The following is a 23,473-nucleotide window of genomic DNA, read 5'->3' as shown; positions in this document are numbered from 1 at the left end:
GCCCCTAGGACGCCAATCATGAATTCCCTCAAGAAAATCTTCGGCGGAGACACCCGCCAGTTCGGGATGATCTTCGCGTTGATCGCGCTGGTCATCTTCTTCCAATGGCAGACCGGAGGCAAGACGCTGACCTCCGGCAACATGATGAACCTCTTCAACGGCAACTCCTACATCCTGATCCTCGCGATCGGGATGGTGCTGGTCATCATCGCCGGGCACATCGACCTCTCCGTCGGGTCCGTGGCCGCATTCGCCGGCATCGTCGTGGCCATCGCCATGCGTGACTGGGGCCTGCCGTGGTTCGGCGGAATCCTCGTCGGCCTGCTCCTGGGCGCGCTGATCGGGGCCTGGCAGGGCTTCTGGGTCGCCTACGTCGGGATACCGGCGTTCATCGTGACCCTCGCCGGCATGCTGCTCTTCCGCGGCGCCAACCAGTTCGTCGGCAAGTCCAACACGGTCCCCGTCCCCGAGGGTTTCCAGTACATCGGCTCCGGCTACCTCCCCGAGGTCGGCCCGGTCACCGGGTACAACAACCTCACCGTCCTGCTGGGCCTGCTCCTTGTCGCCTTCGTGATCTACAACGAACTCCGTACCCGCAAGCGCCTCGCCAGGGTCGGCGCCGAGGTCCCCGAGATGTGGGTCTCCCTCGTCAAGGTGGGCCTGATCTCCGCAGCCATCCTGTACGCGACCTACCTGTTCGCCACCGGCCGCCCCGGCACCTCCTTCCCCATCCCGGGCCTGATCCTCGGGGCCCTGGTGGTCATCTTCGGCTTCATCTCCAACAAGACGATCGCCGGCCGCCACGTGTACGCCGTCGGCGGCAACCGGCACGCCGCTGAACTCTCCGGAGTCCAGAGCAAGAAGGTCAACTTCATGGTCATGATGAACATGTCCATCCTGGCGGCCCTGGCCGGCATGATCTTCGTCGGGCGCTCCACCGCCTCCGGCCCGTTCGACGGCGTCGGCTGGGAGCTTGACGCGATCGCCGCGGTCTTCATCGGCGGCGCCGCCGTGACCGGCGGCGTGGGCACGGTCATCGGCTCGATCATCGGCGGCCTGGTCATGGCCGTCCTGAACAACGGCCTGCAGCTGCTGGGCATCGGCGCGGACATGACCCAGATCATCAAGGGCCTCGTGCTGCTCGTCGCCGTCGCCTTCGACGTCTACAACAAGACCCAGGGCAAGCCCTCGATCACCGGCCTCCTGACCCGCAACTTCGGCAACAAGTCCAAGCCGGACCTGCCGAGCGAGGTGCGCAGCCCCGACAGCGAGCAGTCGATTTCCACGAAGGAAGTCATCTCCAAGTCCTGACGGCCGGCACCTTTCCAGTGGCGCCCGACAAGTTTCAACCGTCCGAAAAAAGCAAGCTAAAGAAAGAGAATGGAATGCGTAATTTCGCAAAATCCTTTGCGGCAGTCGCTGCAATCTCGGCGCTCGCGCTGACCTCCTGCGGCCGTGAAGATCCGGGCACAGGCAACGAGGGCGGCGGCACCGGCAACGAGGCAGCCTCCGGAGGCTTCGAGGAGGGTGCCGCGATCGGCGTCGCCCTGCCCCAGAAGACCTCGGAGAACTGGGTCCTGGCCGAGCAGCTGTTCAACGACGGCCTGACCGAGGCGGGTTACGAGCCTGACGTGCAGTTCGCCAACGGCGGTGTGTCGGAGCAGCAGAACCAGATCAACTCCATGATCACCAACGGCGTCGAGGTCCTGATCGTGGGTGCCATCGACGGCGCCCAGCTGGGCAGCCAGCTGCAGCAGGCCGCCGATGCCGGCATCACCGTCATCGCGTACGACCGCCTCCTGACCAACACGGAGAACGTCGACTACTACGTGGCCTACGACAACTTCCAGGTCGGCGAGCTCCAGGGCCAGGCCCTGCTCGACGGAATGGCCGAGAAGGGCGAAGGCCCGTACAACATCGAGCTGTTCGCCGGGTCCCCCGACGATGCCAACGCCCAGGTCTTCTTCGACGGTGCGATGAGCGTCCTCAAGCCGAAGATCGACGACGGCACGCTGAACGTCGTCTCGGGCCAGACCGAGTTCAACCAGGCAGTCACCCAGGGCTGGAAGGCTGAGAACGCCCAGCGCCGCATGGACACCCTGCTCTCCGGCAACTACGACTCCGAGGAACTCCACGGCGTCCTGTCCCCCAACGACACCCTAGCCCGCGCCATCCTCACCTCGGTGAAGGCCGCTGGCAAGGAGATCCCCATCGTCACCGGCCAGGACTCCGAGGTTGAATCGGTCAAGTCGATCATCGCGGGCGAGCAGTACTCGACCATCAACAAGGACACCCGCGACCTGGTGGAGCACTCCATCACCATGGTCGAAGGCCTTGCTGCCGGCGAGGAGCTGGAAGTCAACGACGACAAGTCCTACGACAACGGTGTGAAGGTCGTTCCGGCCTACCTGCTCGAGCCGCAGATCGTCACCAAGGAAAACGCAGCAGAGGCCTACGCCGACGATCCCACGCTCTCCGAGATCGTCAAGTAACCTCTCAGGACCCAGCCCGGCAACGGGCCGAACGGGGAATCCCGGTACCGCCTCGGCGGTACCGGGATTTCTTATTGCCCGCCGGATACCGGACCGGGCAGCGAAACCGGCGCTCGTCTGGGCCCCAACACGGGGGCGGCGCGGGCCGGACACAGCATCGGCGCTGGACCGCGGGGGCTTTCGCCGAAAGGATGAGGTCATGACACTCCACCAGCGATTCGTTGTTCAGCCTCCGTGCGCCGCGCCCGGGGCGCCCAGCCCCCTGACGGCCACCGGCCGCCCCCTGCGGTGGGGGGTCGTGGCCACCGGCGGCATCGCCTCGAAGGTCACCGCCGACATCGCCCTGCTCGAGGACGCCGTCCTGCACGCGGTGAGCTCCCGCAGCGCCGATCGGGCCCGTGAGTTCGCCGGGCGGTTCGGTTTCGCCGCCAGCTACGGGGACGCCGGCGGGGTGCCCGGCTACCAGCAGCTCTTCGACGACCCGGAGGTCGACGTCGTCTACGTCACCACCCCGCACGCACAGCACTTCGAGGTGGCCCGTGCGGCTCTGGCGGCCGGCAAGCACGTCCTGTGCGAGAAGCCCTTCACCGTCAACGCGGCCGAGGCCGCGGCCCTGATCGACCTCGCCGCCGACCAGGGCCGCTTCCTGATGGAGGCCGTATGGACGCGCTTCCTGCCCAGCGTCAACCGCGCCTGGGACATTCTCGCCTCCGGCGAGCTGGGCGGAATCCGCTGGGTGCAGGCCGACCTCGGCTTCCCTGCCGGCTACGACCCGTCCAGCCGGATCTGGGACCCGGCCGCCGGCGGCGGGGCGCTGCTCGACCTCACCGTGTACCCCCTCACGTGGGCCCTCGGCGCCCTCGGCTTCCCCGCGTCGGTCTCCGCCGCCGGTGAACTCAACGCGGACGGGGTGGACGTCCAGAACGCCGTGACGCTCAGCTACGAAGGGGGCGCCCAGGCCCAGCTGACCTCCTCCCTCGGCGCCCTGGGCCCGGCCTCCGCCACCGTGGCCGGCAGCGGCGGCTGGCTGCGCACCGGCGGCGGGCCGCTCCACAACCCGCGCGAGCTCACGGTCCAGCCACAGGGCGGCGAGCTGCGGACCGAGACCTTCGACTCCGTGGGCGCCGGATACACCTACGAGCTGCGGGAGACCACCCGCTGCATCCAGGCCGGGCTGACCGAGAGCCCCACCATGCCGCTGGCGGAAACGCTCGCCACCATGCACCTGCTTGACGGGATCCGGGCCCAGCTGGGGCTGCGCTACGCCAACGATTCGGTGTAGCGCCGTCCACCGAACGAGCGCCGTCCGGGTCAACCGAAAGGCCGCCCCCGCGGAAGCGGGAGCGGCCTTTTCGGTGAATGGTTGCCGGTCGTTCGAGCCGGGCGGCCCGTCAGGCGGCGAGGACCGCCAGGACTTCCTGGAGCTTCTGCGACGGACGCATCGCCGAGGCCACCTTCGTCACGTCGGGGTGGTAGTAGCCGGCGATGTCAACGGGTGAGCCCTGCACGGCGAGGAGCTCGGCGACGATCGTGTCCTCATTGGATGCCAGCGCCTCGGCCACCACCGAGAAGGCCTGCGCCAGTTCGGTGTCCTCGGTCTGCTGCGCGAGTTCCTGCGCCCAGTACCGCGCCAGGTAGAAGTGGCTGCCGCGGTTGTCGATCTCGCCCACCCGGCGGCTCGGCGACTTGTTCTCGAGCAGGAACGTCCCGGTGGCCCGGTCAAGGGTGTCGGCGAGGATCTGCGCCCGCGCATTTCCGGTCGACACCGCGAGATGCTCGAAGCTCACGGCCAGTGCGAGGAACTCACCGAGGCTGTCCCAGCGGAGGTGGTTCTCCTTCAGGAACTGCTGGACGTGCTTCGGAGCCGACCCGCCGGCGCCGGTCTCGAAGAGTCCGCCGCCGTTCATGAGGGGAACCACCGACAGCATCTTGGCGCTGGTCCCAAGTTCGAGGATGGGGAACAGGTCGGTGAGGTAATCGCGCAGGACGTTGCCGGACACCGAGATGGTGTCTTCTCCCCTGCGGATCCGCTCCAGGGTGAAGGCGGTGGCCTTCTCCGGGGTCAGAATCTCGAGCTGCAGGCCCTCGGTGTCGTGCTCCCCGAGGTACTCCCGGACCTTGGCGATCAGGTTGGCGTCGTGGGCGCGGCTCTCGTCGAGCCAGAACACGGCAGGCATTCCCGACGCACGGGCGCGCGTCACGGCGAGCTTGACCCAGTCGCGGATGGGCGCATCCTTGGTCTGGCAGGCACGCCAGATGTCGCCCGGCTGGACCTCGTGCTCAATGAGGACGGCTCCCTCGCTGTTCACGACCTGCACGGTGCCCGCGTCCTGTATCTCGAAGGTCTTGTCGTGGCTGCCGTATTCCTCGGCGGCCTGCGCCATCAGTCCGACGTTCGGAACGGTGCCCATGGTGGTCGGGTCGAAGGCGCCGTTGGCCCGGCAGTCATCGAGGACCGCCGTGTAGATGCCGGCGTAGCTGCTGTCGGGGATGACCGCGAGCGTGTCGGCTTCCGACCCGTCGGGCCCCCACATGTGTCCGGAGCTGCGGATCATGGCCGGCATGGAGGCGTCGACGATCACATCGCTGGGTACGTGGAGGTTGGTGATGCCCCGGTCGGAATCGACCATGGCCAGTTTCGGGCCCTCCGCCATGCCCTTCTCGATGGCGGCCTTGACGCCGTCGCGCACGTCCGCTGGCAGCTTGTCGAGCCCGCCCAGGATCGAGGCAAGGCCGTTGCTCGGGCTGAGGCCTGCGGCGGCCAGCTGGTCGCCGTAGGTGGCGAACAGCTCGGGCAGGAATGCCTTCACCACGTGCCCGAAGATGATCGGGTCGGAGACCTTCATCATGGTGGCCTTCAGGTGGACCGAGAACAGCAGGTCCTCCTGCTTCGCGAGGGCGACCTGCGCCTCCAGGAACCCGTCGAGGGCGGCCGCGCGCATCACGGTGCCGTCCACGACCTCACCGGCGAGGACGGGGACGGACTCCTTCAGGACGGTGGTGGCGCCGTCTGCGTCGACGAACTGGATGCGGAGGGTGTCCTCGGCCTCGAGAACGACCGACTTCTCATTCGACCGGAAGTCGTCGGCGCCCATGGAGGCCACGCGGGTCTTCGACTCCGGCGTCCAGGCGCCCATGCTGTGGGGGTTCTGGCGGGCGAAGTTCTTCACCGAGGCGGGAGCCCGCCGGTCCGAGTTGCCCTCGCGCAGGACGGGGTTGACGGCGCTGCCCTTGACCTTGTCGTAGCGTGCGCGCGCTTCCTTCTCCTCCTCGGTGGAGGGGGCGTCCGGATAATCCGGCAGCGCGTAGCCCTGCCCCTGCAGCTCGGCGATCGCGGCCTTCAGCTGCGGGATCGAGGCACTGATGTTGGGGAGCTTGATGATGTTCGCCTCGGGCGTCTTTGCGAGGGCGCCGAGTTCGGCCAGCGCGTCGGGGACCTGCTGCTCTTCGGTGAGGCGGTCAGCGAAGAGGGCGAGGATGCGGCCCGAGAGCGAGATGTCGCGGGTTTCGACGTCCACTCCGGCCGTCGAGGCGAACGCCTCGACGATCGGCAGGAACGAATAGGTTGCCAGCATCGGCGCTTCATCGGTGTGGGTATAAATGATCTTGGCCATTGGCGTCTCCCTGGGAGTCTTCGGATGCGGAGTCTTCGGATGCGGATTCTGGGTATCCCTCGGTTCCAACCTACCCGAGGGCCCCGCCGGAGCTAGTGGAAGAAGTGCCGTGCGCCGGTGAAGTACAGGGGAACGCCCGCTGCGTTCGCGGCGTCGATGACTTCGGGGTCACGCACCGATCCCCCGGGCTGCACGACGGCGCGCACCCCGGCGTCGAGCAGGATCTGCAGGCCGTCGGCGAAGGGGAAGAAGGCGTCGGAGGCGGCGACCGCCCCGCGGGCGCGTTCGACGCCGCCGGCGAGCGTGTTGGCCCGTTCCACGGCGAGCCGGCAGGAGTCGAGGCGGTTCACCTGGCCCATGCCCACACCCACCGAGGCGCCGTCGGCGGCCAGCAGGATGGCGTTCGACTTCGCGGCCCGGCAGGCGCGCCAGGCGAAGGCGAGGTCGGCGAGGGTCGCCTCGTCAACTGCCTCGCCGGCGGCGAGGGTCCAGTTGGCGGGATCGTCGCCGTCGGCCTGCAGCGCATCGGCATGCTGGACGAGCACGCCGCCGGAGACCTGGCGCAGCTCCACCGGCTCGCGCCGGTAGCCCTCAGGCAGCACGAGGAGGCGGATGTTCTTCTTCTGCGAGAGGATCTCCACGGCCTCGGGCGCGAAGGCCGGGGCGATCACGACCTCGGTGAAGATATCCTTCACGGCCTCGGCCATGCGGGCGCTCACCTCGCGGTTGGCGGCGATCACGCCGCCGAAGGCCGACACCGGGTCGCAGGCGTGTGCCTTGGCGTGGGCGTCGGCGATCGGGTCCTCAGCGCCGGCCGCACCGACGGCGACGCCGCACGGGTTGGCGTGCTTGATGATCGCCACCGCGGGTTCATCGAAGTCGAAGGCAGCGCGCAGGGCGGCGTCGGCGTCGACGAAGTTGTTGTAGCTCATGGCCTTGCCGTGCAGCTGGGTGGCCTGGGCGATGCCCGGGGCCGCGGCCTTATCGGCGTAGAGGGCCGCCGGCTGGTGGGGGTTCTCCCCGTAGCGCAGCACCTCGGAGCGTTCGAGGGCCTGCCCTGCGTAGGCGGGCCAGGCGTCGCCGTCGTCGGTGCCGTCACCGAACTGGGCCGCGGTCCAGGTCGCCACCGCGGTGTCATAGGCGGCGGTGTGCGCGAACGCGGCGGCGGCCAGCCGGCGGCGGGCGGCGAGGTCGAATCCGCCCTCCCCGGCGGCGGCGACGACGTCGGCGTACCGGGCCGGGTCGACGACGACGGCGACCGAGGGGTGGTTCTTCGCGGCGGAGCGCACCATGGCGGGCCCGCCGATGTCGATCTGCTCGACGACGTCGTCCGGGGCGGCACCGGAGCGGACCGTCTCGACGAAGGGGTAGAGGTTCACCACGACGAGGTCGAACGCCTCGACGTCGAGTTCGGCGAGCTGGGCGACGTGCTCATCGCGGCGGCGGTCGGCGAGGATGCCGGCGTGGATCTTGGGGTGGAGGGTCTTGACCCGGCCGTCGAGGCACTCCGGGAAGCCGGTGACCTCGGACACCTCGGTCACTGGGACTCCGGCGGCGGCGATGCGGGATGCCGTGGAGCCGGTGGAGACGAGTGCCACCCCCGCCGCGGAGAGCCCGCGGGCCAGATCCTCCAGACCGGTCTTGTCGTACACCGAGATCAGGGCCCGGCGGATGGGAACACGGTCAAGATGGGTGGGGCTCACGCAGATCTCCGTACTGTGGCTATGCGGGGGACGCTCCAATTCTATAGGCGCACCGGGGAGGGCCCAGGACCGGGGGCCGGGGCGGGAAGTCCATCCCCGGTGGTCGGTCCCCGGACGGCTCCGGCCGCGTGAGCCACCGCGGAACCGGCAGCGGGACGCCCCGGCCACGAGCGTCGGCGGGCACCGGACTGACGGCGTAGAATTGGAGCTGCACAGATTAGGGTCATCAGGACTTTAACTCGTAATTTCTGCGTTGCAGATCACCAGGGCACATGTTCCGTGCCCCCTTCGCGCGGCCGTAGAGTTTCGCGAGCACCCCGCCCGTCCAGGAAGGCACCGTGAGCACCTCAATTTCATTACCCACCGGCGACCAGGTGGTCCAGGAGCTTCCCTGGCGGTGGCGCGTGCAGGGAAGGATCTTCCTGATCGGCGGCCTCGGCTTCATGTTCGACGCCTGGGACGTCACCCTCAACGGCTACCTCATCCCCCTGCTCTCCGCGGACTGGGGCCTGACCCCCGGCCAGGCCGCCTGGGTGGGCACCTCGAACCTGATCGGCATGGCCCTCGGGGCGTTTGCGTGGGGCTCCATCGCCGACCTCATCGGCCGCCGGACGGCGTTCACCGCGACCCTGCTGATCTTCTCCGTCTTCACCGTGCTCGGCGCCTTCTCCCCCGACATCGTGTGGTTTTCCATCTTCCGCTTCGCCGCCGGGTTCGGCCTGGGCGGCTGTATCCCTGTGGACTACGCCCTGGTGGGCGAGTTCACCCCCCGCAAGCACCGGGGCCGGGTGCTCACGGCCATGGACGCCTGGTGGCCGATCGGAGCCTTCCTCTGCGGCGTCGTCACCACGCTGCTCGTGGCGACCTTCGGGGACTGGCGGTACGCCATGCTGGTGATGGTCCTGCCGGCGCTGCTGGTGTTCTGGGTGCGCCGCTCGGTCCCCGAGTCCCCGCTGTACCTGGTGCAGAAGGGCCGGCAGGAGGAGGCCCGGAAGGTCATCGACTCCCTGGTCGAGCGCACCGGCGGTGAGCCGGTCGCATGGCGGCTGCCCGAGCCGGGCACGGCGGAGAAGCTGACCCTGGGCGGGCTCACCGGCCAGTTCTCCGGCATCTGGCGCTACAACTGGCGGCTGACCCTGACGGCCTGGTCGCTCTTCCTGACCATCCTGCTGGTGTACTACGGGGCGCTCACCTGGATGCCGAAGATCCTCATCGAGGCCGGGTACAAGCAGTCGGTCGCATTCATCACCACGGCCGGCATGACCGGCATCGGGCTGTTCGGCGTGATTGCGGCGGCACTGCTCGTGGAGCGGGTGGGCCGCAAGTGGATCCTCGGAATCACCGGGCCGCTCTCCGCCGCCGTCCTCGTCGTGTTCGCCCTCACCGTCGAACTGCCCCTGGTAGCGACCCTGTGGCTCCTGGCCTTCGGCTTCCTGATCCAGGTCGCCATCCCAGTGCTCTACACCTACGTGTCGGAGCTTTACCCCACGCACCTGCGCGGATCGGGATTCGGCTGGGCCTCGACGGTTTCCCGGGTCGGCGCCGGACTGGTTCCGCTGATCTTCGGGTCCCTGCTCTGGCCCTACCTCGGACTGCCGCTGACCTTTGCGCTCACCGGTGCCCTGGTGCTCGCCGCCGTGCTGTGGATGGCCCGGAACGCGCCCGAGACCCGCGGCGCCGAGCTGCCCTAGGGTGCGGCACGGGCGCCGGAAGGGGCCCGGCCTACTCCGGCAGTTCGGCCCCGGGAGTCTCCTCCAGCGAGGTGATCTTCCACGCCCCGTCGGCGTACTTCACGGACGCCGTGTAGATCGTCCCGTCCGGGCTGAACGGCCGGTGCTCGCGGACGTTCCCGTCGGCGCCGAAGGCCGAGTACTCCCCGGGGTTGACGGGGATCAGTGCGCTCACCGCGCCGCCGGCGCCCTCGGGCGAGGTGATAAGGACGTTCTTCACCTTGGGCTGCCCGCCGAGGATCCACCCGCCCTCCTCGTACACCGCGGAGATGCGTCCGGCCCGTTCGGCCTCGGCGGCCGCGCCATCGAGGTGGCCCAGGAGCACTTCGGTGTCGCCGGTCTGCAGGGCGTACGCGGTGAGGTCGAAGTAATGGAAAAGGAATGCCCGTGCCCCCTCGTGCGAATTCTCGGTCACGAGGTCGTTGGACTCCGGCTGGCGGATGTTTGACGCCGGCGCGGTCGAGCTGGCCGGCGACGGCGCCGCGGGTTCCGGTGCGGCGGCCGGCCGTGCAGGGGTGCCGCAGGCGGCGGTGACGAGGGAGGTGGCAAGGGCGGCGGCGAGGACCGCGGTGCGAAGAAGGCTCATGAAGTGTCCCAAGGTGGAAGTGCGGGCCGCCGGGCGCCCGGGGCGTCGGTTCCGCCCGGTCCACACTATCGATGGCTTCGAGCAACAAGTCAGGAAAACCGATCCGCTGTGACGGACATCGCACCCGGATCCGGGGTTTGGGAAGTCAGAGCCACTTCCGGCGGCGGAAGGCCCAGTAGAGGCCGACGCCCATGGCGATCATCAGCAGCAGCGCGAAGGGGTAGCCCAGGGCCCAGTGCAGCTCGGGCATGACGTCGAAGTTCATCCCGTAGATCGAGGCGACGAGGGTCGGGGCGAAGAGGATCGCCGCCCAGGAGGAGATCCGCTTGACCTCCTCGTTCTGGGCCAGCGACGTCTCGGTCAGCCGGGTCATCTCCTCGTTCTGCCGCTGCGCCACCAGCGTGGAGTGGACCGTCAGGAGGCTCTGCAGCAGGCTCCTGAAGGTGTTGACCCGCTCCACGATGCGCAGCACGTGGTCGAGCACATCGCGCAGGCGGCGGGCGAGTTCCCCCTCACCCCGAAAGGCGGTGGAACCGCGCTGCAGCGACTCGATGATGGCCTGGAGCGGCTGGGTGGCCCGCTGGAACTCGATGACCTCACGGTGGAGCTCGTAGATCCGCCGGGACACATCGGGGTCGCCGCCAAAGAGTTCGTTTTCGATCTCGTCGATGTCGTTCTCGAGCCCGTTCACCACCGGCAGGTACTCGTCGACCACCTCGTCGAGGATCGCGTACAGCACCGCCTGGGGGCCCATTGCCAGCAGGTCCGGGCTCGCCTCCATGCGCTCGCGCACCGTACCGAGGTCCGGGGACTCCGCGTGCCGGATGGTGACGACGAAGTCGGCGCCCGTGAAGACGTGGAGCTCGCCGAACTCGACCTTCTCCTCGCGGTCCAGGTAGCGGGCCGGGCGCAGCACCACGAAGAGGGTTTCGCCGTAGCGTTCGAGCTTTGCCCGCTGGTGGCCGTTGGCGGCGTCCTCGACGGCCAGTTCGTGCAGCCCGAATTCCCCGGCCACGGCCTGGATCTCGGCGCGGTCCGGGCGGTACAGGCCGATCCAGCCCATGCCCGCAGTCTCTCGCATCGCCTCGAAGGTCGAGTCGAGGTTGTCCGGTTCGATCCTCCGCCGGCCGTTGACGTAGACGGCGTTCGCGACCAGCGCGTTCACCGGGCGCTCCCCAGCATCCGCAGGGTCTCGATCAGGAGCCTGCGTTCCTCGACCTTGATGCGTTCGTGGAGGCTCTCCTCGGTGTCGTCCGGGAGCACGGCGACGGGCGCCTGGGCGAGGATGGGGCCGGTGTCCACGCCGGCGTCGGCGATCATCACGGTGCACCCGGTGACCTTGACGCCGTAGGCGAGCGCATCACGGACCCCGTGGGCGCCGGGGAAGCTCGGCAGCAACGCCGGGTGGGTGTTGAGGTAGCGGTTGGGGAACCGGTCGAGGAAGCCCTGGTCGACGATCCTCATGAATCCCGAGGAGACGACGTAGTCGGGGGCGTAAGCGGCGACCGCCTCCCCCAGCGCGTCATTCCAGGCGGAACGTTCCGGGTAGTCCGCGAAGTCGACGACGAAGGTGGGGATCCCGGCCCGTGCTGCCCGCTCGACGCCGAGGGTTCCGCGGCGGTCGGCGCCGACAGCGGCGATTTCGGCGTCGAGGCCGCCGGAGGCAACCGCGTCGATGACGGCCTGGAGGTTGGACCCCGTGCCGGAGACCAGGAGAACGATGCGCATTGCTCCACTGTAGGCGGCGCCGTCGGCTCGGCGTAAACCGCAACGGCTAGGGTTGGAGGATGAATCAGCGGCCCGCACCACCGTCACATGGCCCCTCCGACCGTCCGTCCGACCGCCCGCACAGCGCCGGCTCCGGCCGGCCCTCCCCCGGCCGGGAGCCCGCGCCGGAGGAGGGTGCCCGGGCGCTCCCGCTGTGGTTCCTGTCCAGCCTCGTGGCGGCGGTGGCGACCAGTTCCCTCGACCTGCCGTTCAAGGTCCTGGGCCTGGGGTTCAGCATTCTGGCCCTCGGGCTGGGAATCGCGACCCTGGTGCGCGCGGTGCGGCGCCGGCTGGGCGGGCTGGCGCGCGCCTCCGCCGCCATGGGGGTGGGCCTTGCCGGTTTCCTCGCCCTCTCCACCGCCGTGCTCATCGCCCTGTGGCCGGTCACCGCGGACTACGAGGACTGCATCGACACCGCCCTGACGCTCGAGGCCGAACGGGCGTGCCAGGACCGGCTGCTGACCCTCGACGGGTTCCTTTCGGACTGAGCCGGGCATCCCGCTTCGGGCCGGGTCAGGCGTCCCGGCGCTGCGGTTCGCGCTCCAGCAGCGGCGCCATGGCGTAGCCGAGTACCGCGCCGATCCCGACCTCGGCGCCCAGCCACAGGGCGACCGCGAGCGGGTCAGGGCCGAGGTCGGTCAGGCGGCCGATGCCCAGCGATGCCCGGGACAGCAGGGCGAGCGCCGCCCCGCCGAGGCCCGCGAGGAGGCCCACGAAGAGTCCGAGGCACACCGTGGAGACGATGGAGGTGAGCCAGCGGGCCGAGGTCTTGAGGCTCAGCCACTCGTCGAAGTGGTTTTCGCCCTCCCGGAAGAACCACCACCCGGCCAGCAGGCCCGCCACCACGGGCAGGGCCAGGGCAACGACGCCGAATTCGAGGGTCCCGGCCGGCAGCGCCCCGAGCACCGGGACGGCGGGGAGTGGACCGACGGTGCTGGCCATTGGCGTGAGGGAGCTGCCGGTGCCGAGGGCGAACCCTGCCCCTGAGGCCCAGGCCAGGGTCCACACCACGAGGTTCGGCAGCAGGCCGAGCTGCCCGAGGGTCAGGGCCGTCGACCCGGCGACCCCGGCCTCGAGGCGTTCGTATACGGTGATGATTTCGGTCCAGTGAAGGGCCACGGCGGCGGCGAGCAGGACCGCCGCCAGGCCGGTGGCCGCCAGCACGCCCAGGAAGGCCGAGCGCACCACCGACCAGGCGTACGATCCGGCCCAGCGTGAGTGCTGGCTTGTCCGGGAGATCCAGGCGGCCAGGTCGACGCCGATCAGCCGGCTCCAGGCGCCGGCCTCGCGGTACGCGCCGGTGACGATCCCGAGGCCCGCCGATACCGGCGGGATCAGCGCACCGGCCGTCAGGGACACGGTGACGTCGGCGTTCGTCGAGAAGTGGGCCACGGCGGCGCCCACGGCCGCGTAGATGCCAAGTGCCCCGAGCACGGCCTGCCACAGCTGGTCGGTGTAGGAGGCGCGGGCAAGGCGCCGCCCGGCCCGCCAGGCGAGGAGGAACGGCACGAGCACGAGGCCGAGCGGAACGGCGTGCAGCAGGCCGGAGGTCGTCCCGGCGATCACCGTCCCCGGCGGGAAGGTGAGCACCAGCGGCACCCCGTGCATCACCAGCCAGGCGTGGCCCGCCGACTGGGCCGCGGAGACGGCGTCCCGGTCGGCGAATCCGCCGGTCAGCCACACCGCGGCGACCGGGATCAGGACCAGGGCCGCGGAGATCACTGCGGCCTGGCCGAGCTCGAACACCCCCTGCAGCCAGAGGGGCATGGGAACGGCTGTCGGTCTCCGGCGTGGAAGTTTCATCCCTTCAATGGTGCCACCGGCTCCGGCCGGCTCCGCCCACCGACGCGGCCCGCGGGCGCCGTCCGGCTAGCCGAGCAGGTCGGCGATGCCCCTGACGGTGGCCAGCCCGGCCCCGATAAAGGCGATGACGACGACGGCGAGGCGGGCGGTGTCGTCCCGCACGAAGCGCCCGAGCTTTTCTCCGGTGAAGATACCGGCGAGGATGACTACGCCGATGGCCCCCCACATCCAGAGGGCGAGGGCCGGGGCCTGGGCCGGGTCCAGCAGGAGCTTGATCGCGAGGGTCACCAGTCCGATGATGACGAAGAAGGGCTGCAGGGTCGCCGCGAAGGGCCGCTGCGGCCACCGCGCCAGGACGGCGTAGGCGCTCACCGCCGGCCCGCCGACCCCGGCCATCGAGTTGGTGAGCCCGGCACCGAATCCGGCCAGGACCTTGGGCACATTGCCCTTCACGACGACGTCGGAGCGCTGGAGCACCAGGGAGATGGACAGGGCGGCGAGCACCACGGCGCCGACGGTCACCGCCAGCGGCGCCGCGGGTGCGGCGACGGCAATGAGCGAGCCCGGAACTGAGCCGAAGAGTGAGGGAAGAGTCAACCAGCGGAACATGCTCCAGTCGATGTCGCGCCAGACCCGTCCGACGATGATCGCCGAGGACACCACTCCGCAGATGTTCACCAGAAGCACCCCCTCGTGGGGGTCGAGGATCAGCACCAGGAACGGGGCGATGAGCAGGGCGAAGCCGAGGCCGGCGATGCGCTGGGCCACGGCTCCGGCGAAGATGGCGCCGAGCACGACCAGAAAAATCCCAAGGGTCACCGTCCCCACAGTACGCAGGGCGGTGTCATAAGTGGATGCGCCCGCGCGCGGCGGGAGTACCCTGAACCCATGACCTTGCTCACCACCGCCCTCGACACGGCGGACTGGCGGAAATCAGTGTTCAAGCTCTACGGGCAGGTGCGCCGGAGCGCCGCCGAGGACTCCCCGGAGGCTGCCCACGCCCTGTGGCGGGCAGGCCGGGACCACCTGCTGGGCACCCACCCGGCCTCGCCCCTTGACGATGCCGCGAAGGAGCGTTTCGCGGGGGTTGCCATGGCCGACTACGACCCGTCCTACCGGTTCGAGGCCGCGGTCAGCGACGAGGGGGCCGGTGAGGTCCGGGACGTCGAGACGGGCACCGACGGCACCGTGCCCTTCCAGCGGCTGGGCAGCGTCGTGCTGCCGGGACTCGGACAGCTCGCGCTGTGGCGCCTCCAGTCCTACGGCGGCGGGATCTTCCTTCCCCTGCGCGACACCACGGCGGGGCGCGACGGCGGAACCTACGGGGGCGGGCGGTACCTGCTCGACACCATCAAGGGTGCCCACCTGGGCGAAGGCCGTCAGCCCGGCAGCATCGTGATCGACCTGAACTTCTGCTACAACGCCTCGTGCGCTTACGACGAGGCGTGGGCGTGCCCGCTCCCGGGGCCCGAGAACAGGCTCGACGCCGACGTCCCGGTCGGGGAGCTCTACCGCACCTACTAGGCCCCCGGATCCGGGGCCGATGCGCCCGGGCGCCACGCGCCCGCGTACCGCACCCTGGGCCGGACCGGCGCCTTGAGGAGCAGCCGCCCGCAGGCTCTATCATGGGAGATCCACACCCATCTGCGCGGAGGCAAAGATTACAGACACGGCTGCACAACACGACATTTATTTCGGCGCTCCCGAACCGGAAAACGAAGCCGAGATTCTCGAATCCGCCTCCCGTGCGGCAGTCGCCCGATTCACCGACCGCTCCGACATCACGACCGTCAAGCGGCGCTTCACCCTGATCAACTCCGACCGCACCCCGCACGAGGCCATGGTCGAGGACCTGCTGTTCATCCGTGCTGCGCTCGATGCCGCCCGCATCGAGTTCCTGCTGGTGCGAGGCAACGACGAACGTCCCGTCATCGCCATCGACGTCAAGGACCAGGAGCGGCTGCGCGCGGCCCTCGTGGAGGCATGCCGGAACGAACCGTTCTATTCACGCACCGTTGACACCAAGCGCCGCACCACCCTGCTGGTCGCGGACGGCTCCCTGTCGCACAGCCGCAAGGCCCGCATCTACCGGCTGTTCCGTCCCCGCATCGAACCGATCGGCGGACTGGCCTACGGGCCCTCCGCCGGCGTGCAGATCGAACTGTGGACCCTGCACGCCGACAACATCGAACTTCCGGTGGAAAACTCGCTGACCCGCCGCACGGTGCCGGCGGCCGAGGCGGTGCGCGGATCGGTTGAGCGCCATGGCCTGAAGTGGCCCACCATCGACAATATGTTCGCCGACCACGCCTCGGACATCAGCTTCGACATCGACCTTGTCTTCTCCTGGGTCGATGGCAGCAGCCCGGAATACCAGGCGGCGCGCGCCGCCCGGATGGAGGGCGCCGTCGTCGGTGAAGGTGACGACCACGAGGCCCGCTTCCGCCAGATCGACGAGCTGAAGTACGCGCTGCGCTCGGTCTACATGTTCGCCCCCTGGGTGCGCCGGATCTTCATTGCCACCGATTCCCAGCGCCCGGAGTGGCTGGCGGACCACCCCTCGGTGACCCTGGTACGGGCCGAGGAGCACTTCTCGGACCCCTCGGTGCTCCCGACCCACAATTCGCAGGCCGTCGAGGCCCAGCTGCAGCACATTCCCGGGCTGGCGGAGCACTTCCTCTACTCCAACGACGACATGTTCTTCGGCCGCCCCGTGGCCCCGGACATGTTTTTCTCCCCCGGGGGCATCACGAAGTTCATCGAGGCCGACACGCGGATCGGCCTGGGCGAGAACGACGCCGAGCGCAGCGGCTTCGAGAACGCGGCGCGCGTGAACCGGCGGCTGCTGCACGAGCGGTTCGGCCGGATCACGACCCGGCACCTTGAGCACACTGCGGCTCCGCTGCGCAAGAGCGTGCTGCTGGAGATGGAGGAGGAGTTCGCCGCGGAGTTCAAGGCCACCGCGGCCTCCACCTTCCGGGCCAAGGACAACATCTCCGTCACCAACTCGCTCTACCACTACTATTCGCTGCTGACCGGGCGGGCGGTCACCCAGGAGATGGCGCGGGTGAAGTACGTCGACACCACCGCGCGGTCTGGCCTGAAGAGTCTTAACAAGATGCTCGACAAGCGCAGCTTCGACTTCTTCTGCCTCAATGACGGGAGCTTTCCCGAGGTGCCCGCCGACGAGCGGGCGCGGCTGGTCACGGAGTTCCTCGAGAAGTACTTCCCGGTCAAGGCGCCCTGGGAGAAGTAGCCCGCCCGGCCACGGGTGCGTGCCAGACTGGCTGCATGCAGACGTTCCTGCCGTACCCGGACTTCGCTGCCAGCGCCGCCGTGCTCGACCAGGCGCGGCTGGGCAAGCAGCGCGTCGAGACCCTGCAGGCACTTCGGGCGCTCGTCATTCCCGACTACGGGTGGCAGCGGCACCCGGCCATCCGGATGTGGATGGGGTATGTGCCGGCCCTGAGCCTGTACGGCCTGGCGATGGTGCGGGAGTGGGTGGCGCGCGGGCACGCCGATACGACCGGCCCGCTGATCCGGGAATTCGCCCCCGACGCCGACCCGGAGGACGTCGCCCTGCCTCCGTGGCTCGGTGACGCCGGCGTCCATCTGAGCCACCAGTCGAACCTGATCCAGAAGGCCCCGGAGACCTACCGGGACCGCTTCCCCGGCGTTCCGGAGGACCTGCCCTACCTCTGGCCGGAGCCCGAACAGGAGATTCTTCCAGCCGAACCTGCCGGCGGCCGGGTCTGGGTCTGGCGGGCCGACGCCGTCCCCACCGGGGAGCCCGGGGAGCCCGGGGCGGCTCTGCGGATGCCGCTGGAGGCTCCCGGCGGCCGGGCGGCCCCGAAGTGGGACCGCCAGCTCGCGGTCTTCGAGCACGGCATCGCCGACGGCGACACGGTGGTGCTCGCCGGCGCCGATCCGGAACGGTTCCGCATCGGCACCGCCGGGCCGGTGCTCCTGGCTGAGGATGTTTTGCTGCGCGGGGTGGCCCTCGACGGCTGGGTGCGCCGCGGCGACTTCGACCGCCCGGCCCTGCTCCAGGATCCGCGCACCCTGTTCTGCGTGCCGCAGCCCCCGGCACTGACCTGAGCAGGCGGCCGGTACGACTCCGGTGAGCCGTTCAGACCCCGGTGAACCGCTCAGATTCAGGTGAGCCGGTCAGACCCCGGTGAACTGGCGGGCCGGGGCCGCCTCGGCGATCCGCACCCCCGCCGCCTCGAGGCGCCGCCGGGTCTCGGCGCGGGGAACTGTCTCCCCCACCGCGGTGTACTGGCCGGCGGGCACCACCGAATGCACGATCGTGTCCTCGTAGACGTGGACCATGTTGTAGGACTGGGCACCGTCGCGGCCCCGGGTCCCCCCGGCGTCGTAGAGCAGGTCCTGGGTGTAGCAGGTGGCCGAGGCCACCGAGACGGGGATTCCGGCGAAGGTTGCCGTCGTCGAGTAGTGGAGGTGTCCGGCGATAACGGCCCGGATGTCCGAGCCGCGCACCACCTCGGCCAGTTCCCGCTGCCCGCGCAGTTCCACGAGGACCGCGAGGTCTTGGACGCTTGGCACCGGCGGGTGGTGCAGGGCGAGGATGGTGCCGTGCGGGGCGGGGTTGAGCAGTTCATTGGCCAGCCACAGCAGCTGGCTGCGGCTGAGCGCGCCGTGGTGGCGGTCCGGGACGCTGGAGTCGAGGGTGATGATCCGCAGTCCGTCGACGTCGTAGGAGCGGTCGACCGGCCCGGAGGACGGGGCTTCGTCGAGGAGGCCCTCGCGGAAGCTGGCGCGGTCGTCGTGGTTGCCCATCGCCCACACCACCTGCGCCCCGAGGCGCTCAGCGGCGGGATCGACGATGGCCCGCAGCTTCGCGTAGGCGCCGGGCTCGCCCTTGTCGGCGAGGTCTCCGGTGAACACGATGGCGTCGGGCCGGGCCCCGGAGGCGGTCAGGTCGGCGAAGATCCGGCGCAGCCGCTCCTCGCTGTCCACCGCCCCGTAGAGGGGACCGGGACCTCCCACCAGGTGGGTGTCGCTCAGATGCAGGATGAAATGCTGCGGCCTCGGATGTTCGGCCGTCCGGTACTCCATGGCAACCTTCTTGGTAGTTGACTGCGTCGTACAACCCAATTGCCTTCCATCAAAGCAGAGCGCAGGCACCCTTAAGGTGAATGAGGCACGGCAAGTCGGAAAACTTAAGGCGCACCCCCCCTCTCTCGGCTCAGCCCTCCCCGGCTTCGGAGATGAAGCCCTTGTCGACCATGAAGTCGAAGGCGACGTCGGCGGGCTCCTGACCCTCGACGTCCACCAGCAGGTTCATCCGCCGCAGCTCCTCGTCCGTGAGTTCGGCCGCGACCTGCGCGAACACCTCCTCAAGGCCCGGGTGCTCCTCCAGGACCGCGGTGCCGAAGACGGGGGCGGCGTTGTAGGCGGGGAAGAAGTTCAGGTCGTCCTCGAGCAGGGTCAGTTCCAGCGCGTCGATCCGGCCGTCGGTCGAGAACACCTCCCCGAAGTTGCAGTTCCCCTTGTCGGTGGCCGAGTACACAGCGCCGGTGTCGTAGACCCCGATGTTGCCGTCGGGCACCCCGTCGGGAGTGCCGCGGGTGAGGCCGTAGTGCTTGAGCATGGGGTTCAGGCCGTCGCTGCGCGAGTTGAACTCCGATTCCACGCAGAAGGTGCGCTCCTCCACGGGCAGCGCAGCGATCTGCGAGAGCTTGGTGATTCCACCGAGTTCCTCGACGGCCTCGGTGCGTACCGCGATGGCGTAGGTGTTGTTCAGCGGTGCCGGCCGGCCCCACGTGAGGGAGTTGGCCAGGTCGGCATCGTGGACGGCCTGCCACTGCTTTTCCTTGTCGGGAATGCCTTTGGACTGGTTCAGGAAGGTCAGCCAGGCCGTGCCGGTGTATTCGATGGTCAGGTCGGCGTCGCCGGAGACGAGCAGCTCGCGGACCGGCTGGCTGCCGGGCACGTTGGTGAGGTCGGTGACGTCGAATCCGGCCGCCGCGGCGGCCAGCACCGAAATTTTCCCAAGGATCAGCTGCTCGGTGAAGTTCTTCGAGGTGACGGTCAACTCGGTGCCCTCTGCGCCCTCGATCACCTCGATCGATCCCGGGCCGGCCTCGGGCACGTAGGAGGTCGCCGGCTGCAGGCCGCAGCCGGCCAGCAGCGCCGCCGATGCGGCGAGGACCGCTGGCAGCGTTCCCCGCGGACCGGCGGGGGCGGGAAGGTTCTGCGGGGTCATGTCAGAGTCCTTTCGGGCGTGCCACGTGCTCCACGACGCGGCCGACCCAATCGACGAGCAGGGCCAGGAGCGCCACGATCACGGAACCCGCCACGAGCACGCGCGGCAGGTTCAGGTTGACGCCGGTGGTGATGAGGATCCCGAGGCCGCCGCCGTTGATGAAGGTGGCGAGGGCCGCGGTGCCCACGAGCAGGACCAGGGCCGTGCGGATGCCCGCGAGCATGATGGGGACGGCCAGGGGAAGCTCGACCCGCACCAGCACGGCGAGGGCGCTCATGCCCATCCCCCGGCCGGCCTCCACGAGCCGCGGGTCGACCTGGTTCAGGCCGACCATGGTGTTGCGCAGGACCGGCAGGACGGCGTAGAGCACCAGCGCGGTGACGGCAGCCCAAAAGCCAAAGCCGAGCCAAAACGCCAGGAGCACCACGAGGCCGACGGCCGGAGCGGCCTGGCCGAAGTTGGCCAGGGCCAGGACCGGTCCGTTGAACCGCCGCAGGCCCCTGCGGGTGAGGAGGATACCCAGCGGAATGGCGGTCAGCAGCACGATCAGCGCCGACAGCCCGGTCAGGGCCAGGTGTTCCCGCGTGTACCCGGCGAGGGAGGCGGGGCTCAGGGTGGTGCGTTCGGTGTCGCTGAGGTCGGCCACGGTCAGCCAGAGGGCCAGCACGGCGCCGGCCAGCAGGATTCCGGCGAGCTGCAGCAGCAGCGGACGCCACGACAGCGGCGCGGCGTCGGCCCGGATGGCCGCCTCCTGCCCGGCCGGGACGGCGGTCTGTGTCGGCTCACTCACGGGTGCGCTCCGGTCCGGCCAGGCCGGCCGCCGGCACGCCGGGCGCGCCGCTGGCCTGCACGGCCTCGAGCGTGCCGGTGTTCACTCCGACCGGGCGGCCCTGGGCGTGGGCGGTACGTGCGTGCCGGTGCGCCCGTCCGATTGCGTCCATGACGGTGTCGACGTCGATCACGCCGCGGAACGTGTCGCGGGGGCCGGTCACCAGCGCCGCCCCGACGCTCGAGACGAGCATGGTGTCGAGGGCGTCGTTGAGGGTGGCCCGGTTCCCCACGACGGGCAGCCGTGGATCCCGTGCAGCGCCGACCCGCTCGAGCCGGCTCAACTGCCGGCGCGAGAGCCACTGCAGGGGGCGGTTCCGCGCATCGACGATGACGGAGTGGTTGTGTCCCACCGCGTCCATGCGTGAGAGCACCTCGGTGGCGAGGTCGCCGGGGCGGGCCACGACGGCGTCAGCCACCTCCACCTCGTCCACGCGGGTCAGCGTCAGTTGCTTGAGGCCGGCGCCGGAGCCAATGAAGTTTTCGACGAATTCGTTGGCGGGCTCGGCGAGGATCCGTTCGGGGGTGTCGTACTGAACCAGCTGGGCGCCTTCGTTGAAGATCGCGATCCAGTCGCCCAGCTTCACCGCCTCGTCGAAGTCGTGGGTGACGCAGACGATCGTCTTCTGCAGTTCGCTCTGGATGTTGAGCAGTTCATCCTGCAGGCGCTGGCGCGTGATGGGGTCGACCGCGCCGAACGGTTCGTCCATAAGGAGCACCGGCGGGTCGGCCGCGAGGGCGCGGGCCACCCCGACGCGCTGCTGCTGTCCGCCGGAGAGTTCACGCGGGAACCGGTCACGGTAGCGCTCGGGGTCGAGGGAGACCAGTTCGAGCAGTTCGTCGACGCGGGCCGCGATGCGCTCCTTGCTCCAGCCGAGCATCTTGGGCACGAGGGCGATGTTGGCGGCGACGCTCATGTGCGGGAACAGACCGCCGGCCTGGATGACGTACCCGATCCGCCGGCGCAGGGCGTCCCCGTCGATTCGAGTGACGTCGTCGCCGTCGAGCACGATCCGGCCCTCGGTGGGCTCGATCAGCCGGTTGATCATCTTCAGCGTGGTGGTCTTGCCGCAGCCGGAGGGCCCGACGAACATCACGATCTTCCCGGCTGGGATCTCAAGGGTGAGCCCGTTCACGGCGGGCTTGCCCTGGCCGGGATACCGCTTGGTGACGGTGTCGAGCAGGATGCTTGCGCCGGTGATCGCCGGAGCCGCCGCAGTCGACGGCGAGGGGAGGGTTGTTTCAGACACGGATACCTCGTGGGGTTGTGAGCCGGCCCAGGCCGACGAGAAGCAGGTCAAGGACAAGGGCAAGGAGGATGACGCAGACGACACCGGTGGCGACCGACTCGAACGAGTTCGCCCCGCCCAGCCGGGAGAGCCCGGAGAAGATGAGGCCGCCCAGGCCTGGGCCGAGGGCGTAGGCGGTGATCGCGGCGATTCCCATCACCATCTGCGCCGAAACGCGGATTCCAGTGAGGATGACCGGCCAGGCCAGGGGAAGTTCGATCCGGACCAGCGTGCGGATCCGGCCCATGCCGATGCCGCGCGCTGCCTCGACCAGCGACGGGTCGATGCCGGTCAGGCCGACGACGGCATTGCGCAGGATCGGCAGTGCCGCGAAGAACGCCACTACGATTACCGCCGGGCCCACCCCGAACCCGAGGGGGGCGATCAGCAGGCCGATCAGCGCGAAGGCGGGAATCGTGAGGCCGATCGCGGAAATACCATTCACGAGGGCCGAGAGGGTGGGGCTGCGGTAGACCAGCGTGGCCAGGACGACGGCGCCCACCGCCGCGAGCAGCAGGCACTGGACCACGAGGGAAAAGTGCTGCCAGCTCGAGAAGAGGATCGAGTCGATCCTGTCGACGAGGAAATCGGTCACATTCGTACCCTTTTCACCTTGGGGGAACTGCCCGCGCGGGGTCGCGGCGGGAGGAGACCAGGCCGCTTTATCGGTGAACGGCGGCCTCCACCTTAGGCAGGTTTCGGCGGAGATTCCATTTCACCAGCCGCCTCATGGGTCACTCGGGCAACGCCGAGCGTCCGTCCGCGGCGGCCCGCGGCGGCGTCCTGCGTCACCTTCGGCAGTATGCTGGATTCGCCCTCGGGACCCCCGTAGGCTCGATCCAGCCCGTGGTTCCGCCGCGGGTCTCAGCACCGAATCCGTGGCGGAAATCCGCGGAAGTATTTACCGAAAGTAGGGCCATTTCATGGTTATCAAACTCAGCCACATCCCCCCGCGGGTGGCGACCGGCGCCTTCATCCTCAACTCCGGAATCGGCAAGGTCGGCATCGACCAGGAGAGCGCCGCGTACATGCAGCAGATGGCCGCCGGAGTCTTTCCCCAGGCCGGCCAGCTCGACCCGGAGAAGTTCGGCAAGATCCTCTCCGCGGTGGAGATCAGCCTGGGCAGCCTCCTGCTCGTGCCGTTCGTTCCCAGCCGTCTCGCCGGGCTGGCCCTGGCGGGCTTTTCCGCAGGGCTTCTGGCGATGTACCTCAAGACCGAAGGGATGACCGAGAAGGACGGGGTGCGCCCGACCCAGGCCGGAACCCCTGTCGCCAAGGACGTCTGGATGCTCGGCATCGCCCTGGGCCTGATCCTCGACTCGCCGAAAAAGCGGAAGTAGCCGCCCACCCGCCGGACCGGTGCACACGCCAAGCCTGCTGACAGTAAGCTGCCTTAGGTATTTCGGGGAGAAGTGCTTATGCTGACTCCACA

General features: G+C 69.3%; 21 protein-coding genes. 9 read left to right on the top strand and 12 right to left on the bottom strand.

All coding sequences use genetic code 11. The features are described 5' to 3' along the window. The first annotated feature begins 18 nt into the window (after positions 1-18). The 3 genes from mmsB (at position 19) to E2F48_RS05990 (ending at position 3,774) form a co-directional block, all read left to right on the top strand. On the top strand, positions 19-1,311 hold the full coding sequence (mmsB, locus tag E2F48_RS06000) for a multiple monosaccharide ABC transporter permease (protein ID WP_133403090.1): 1,293 nt from the start codon (positions 19-21) through the stop codon (positions 1,309-1,311). Between the two features lie 74 nt (positions 1,312-1,385). Next, positions 1,386-2,492 carry a substrate-binding domain-containing protein gene (locus tag E2F48_RS05995; RefSeq protein WP_133403089.1) on the top strand — a complete coding sequence of 369 codons (1,107 nt, stop codon included), beginning with the start codon at positions 1,386-1,388 and terminating at the stop codon, positions 2,490-2,492. Positions 2,493-2,691: 199 nt separating this feature from the next. After that, complete coding sequence (locus E2F48_RS05990; RefSeq protein WP_133403088.1) at positions 2,692-3,774, top strand: Gfo/Idh/MocA family protein; 1,083 nt, start codon at positions 2,692-2,694, stop codon at positions 3,772-3,774. 109 nt (positions 3,775-3,883) lie between these two features. Here E2F48_RS05990 and E2F48_RS05985 read toward each other — a convergent pair whose 3' ends face one another. Then, positions 3,884-6,106, bottom strand: a complete 2,223-nt coding sequence (locus E2F48_RS05985; protein ID WP_133403087.1) for an NADP-dependent isocitrate dehydrogenase — start codon at positions 6,104-6,106, stop codon at positions 3,884-3,886. A gap of 92 nt (positions 6,107-6,198) precedes the next feature. After that, positions 6,199-7,809, bottom strand: coding sequence for a bifunctional phosphoribosylaminoimidazolecarboxamide formyltransferase/IMP cyclohydrolase (gene purH, locus E2F48_RS05980; protein WP_133403086.1), 1,611 nt, complete (start codon positions 7,807-7,809; stop codon positions 6,199-6,201). A gap of 338 nt (positions 7,810-8,147) precedes the next feature. Between purH and E2F48_RS05975 the strand changes: the two genes are divergently transcribed. Next, positions 8,148-9,500 carry an MFS transporter gene (locus tag E2F48_RS05975; protein ID WP_133403085.1) on the top strand — a complete coding sequence of 451 codons (1,353 nt, stop codon included), beginning with the start codon at positions 8,148-8,150 and terminating at the stop codon, positions 9,498-9,500. Between the two features lie 31 nt (positions 9,501-9,531). Here E2F48_RS05975 and E2F48_RS05970 read toward each other — a convergent pair whose 3' ends face one another. The 3 genes from E2F48_RS05970 to purN all read right to left on the bottom strand — a co-directional run bounded on the left by E2F48_RS05970 (position 9,532) and on the right by purN (position 11,853). Beyond that, on the bottom strand, positions 9,532-10,125 hold the full coding sequence (locus E2F48_RS05970; protein ID WP_133403084.1) for a DUF6318 family protein: 594 nt from the start codon (positions 10,123-10,125) through the stop codon (positions 9,532-9,534). A gap of 145 nt (positions 10,126-10,270) precedes the next feature. Continuing rightward, positions 10,271-11,290, bottom strand: a complete 1,020-nt coding sequence (corA, locus tag E2F48_RS05965) for a magnesium/cobalt transporter CorA (protein ID WP_246018540.1) — start codon at positions 11,288-11,290, stop codon at positions 10,271-10,273. Further along, positions 11,287-11,853 carry a phosphoribosylglycinamide formyltransferase gene (purN, locus tag E2F48_RS05960; protein ID WP_133403083.1) on the bottom strand — a complete coding sequence of 189 codons (567 nt, stop codon included), beginning with the start codon at positions 11,851-11,853 and terminating at the stop codon, positions 11,287-11,289. The genes corA and purN overlap by 4 nt, the downstream gene beginning before the upstream one ends. Before the next feature lie 59 nt (positions 11,854-11,912). On the opposite strand from purN, the gene E2F48_RS05955 reads away from it, so the two are divergent. Then, positions 11,913-12,380, top strand: a complete 468-nt coding sequence (locus E2F48_RS05955; RefSeq protein WP_133403082.1) for a hypothetical protein — start codon at positions 11,913-11,915, stop codon at positions 12,378-12,380. Between the two features lie 25 nt (positions 12,381-12,405). Here E2F48_RS05955 and E2F48_RS05950 read toward each other — a convergent pair whose 3' ends face one another. Then, positions 12,406-13,659, bottom strand: a complete 1,254-nt coding sequence (locus E2F48_RS05950) for a cell division protein PerM (RefSeq protein ID WP_246018539.1) — start codon at positions 13,657-13,659, stop codon at positions 12,406-12,408. Between the two features lie 102 nt (positions 13,660-13,761). Further along, positions 13,762-14,514 carry a sulfite exporter TauE/SafE family protein gene (locus tag E2F48_RS05945; RefSeq protein WP_246018538.1) on the bottom strand — a complete coding sequence of 251 codons (753 nt, stop codon included), beginning with the start codon at positions 14,512-14,514 and terminating at the stop codon, positions 13,762-13,764. A 69-nt stretch (positions 14,515-14,583) separates the two neighbouring features. Here E2F48_RS05945 and E2F48_RS05940 point away from each other — a divergent pair, with 69 nt between their 5' ends. The 3 genes from E2F48_RS05940 to E2F48_RS05930 all read left to right on the top strand — a co-directional run bounded on the left by E2F48_RS05940 (position 14,584) and on the right by E2F48_RS05930 (position 17,793). Continuing rightward, positions 14,584-15,219: a DUF1684 domain-containing protein gene (locus E2F48_RS05940; protein ID WP_133403079.1), complete on the top strand. Its 636-nt coding sequence runs from the start codon at positions 14,584-14,586 to the stop codon at positions 15,217-15,219. A 202-nt stretch (positions 15,220-15,421) separates the two neighbouring features. Continuing rightward, positions 15,422-16,951 (top strand): stealth family protein, encoded by a 1,530-nt coding sequence (locus E2F48_RS05935; protein WP_425455755.1) that lies wholly within the window; start codon positions 15,422-15,424, stop codon positions 16,949-16,951. Positions 16,952-16,986: 35 nt separating this feature from the next. Continuing rightward, positions 16,987-17,793 (top strand): MSMEG_6728 family protein, encoded by an 807-nt coding sequence (locus E2F48_RS05930; RefSeq protein ID WP_133403077.1) that lies wholly within the window; start codon positions 16,987-16,989, stop codon positions 17,791-17,793. A gap of 69 nt (positions 17,794-17,862) precedes the next feature. On the opposite strand, the gene E2F48_RS05925 is transcribed toward E2F48_RS05930, so the two are convergent. From E2F48_RS05925 to E2F48_RS05905, 5 genes are all read right to left on the bottom strand, one after another. After that, complete coding sequence (locus tag E2F48_RS05925; RefSeq protein WP_133403076.1) at positions 17,863-18,774, bottom strand: phosphodiesterase; 912 nt, start codon at positions 18,772-18,774, stop codon at positions 17,863-17,865. A gap of 130 nt (positions 18,775-18,904) precedes the next feature. Then, entirely contained in the window at positions 18,905-19,924 is a 1,020-nt protein-coding gene (locus tag E2F48_RS05920; RefSeq protein ID WP_133403075.1) for a glycine betaine ABC transporter substrate-binding protein, read from the bottom strand. Between the two features lies 1 nt (position 19,925). Further along, complete coding sequence (locus E2F48_RS05915) at positions 19,926-20,666, bottom strand: ABC transporter permease (protein ID WP_133403398.1); 741 nt, start codon at positions 20,664-20,666, stop codon at positions 19,926-19,928. Positions 20,667-20,706: 40 nt separating this feature from the next. Then, entirely contained in the window at positions 20,707-22,002 is a 1,296-nt protein-coding gene (locus E2F48_RS05910) for an ATP-binding cassette domain-containing protein (RefSeq protein ID WP_246018537.1), read from the bottom strand. Next, positions 21,995-22,636: an ABC transporter permease gene (locus E2F48_RS05905; protein ID WP_133403074.1), complete on the bottom strand. Its 642-nt coding sequence runs from the start codon at positions 22,634-22,636 to the stop codon at positions 21,995-21,997. The genes E2F48_RS05910 and E2F48_RS05905 overlap by 8 nt, the downstream gene beginning before the upstream one ends. Before the next feature lie 328 nt (positions 22,637-22,964). On the opposite strand from E2F48_RS05905, the gene E2F48_RS05900 reads away from it, so the two are divergent. Continuing rightward, entirely contained in the window at positions 22,965-23,381 is a 417-nt protein-coding gene (locus tag E2F48_RS05900; RefSeq protein WP_133403073.1) for a hypothetical protein, read from the top strand. The last annotated feature ends 92 nt before the right edge of the window (positions 23,382-23,473 follow it).

The organism is Arthrobacter crusticola, from assembly GCF_004357995.1.
Lineage (GTDB): Bacteria > Actinomycetota > Actinomycetes > Actinomycetales > Micrococcaceae > Arthrobacter_D > Arthrobacter_D crusticola.
Note: the sequence above shows the minus strand (reverse complement) of the source record. Positions and strands in the feature narration are given on the sequence as shown.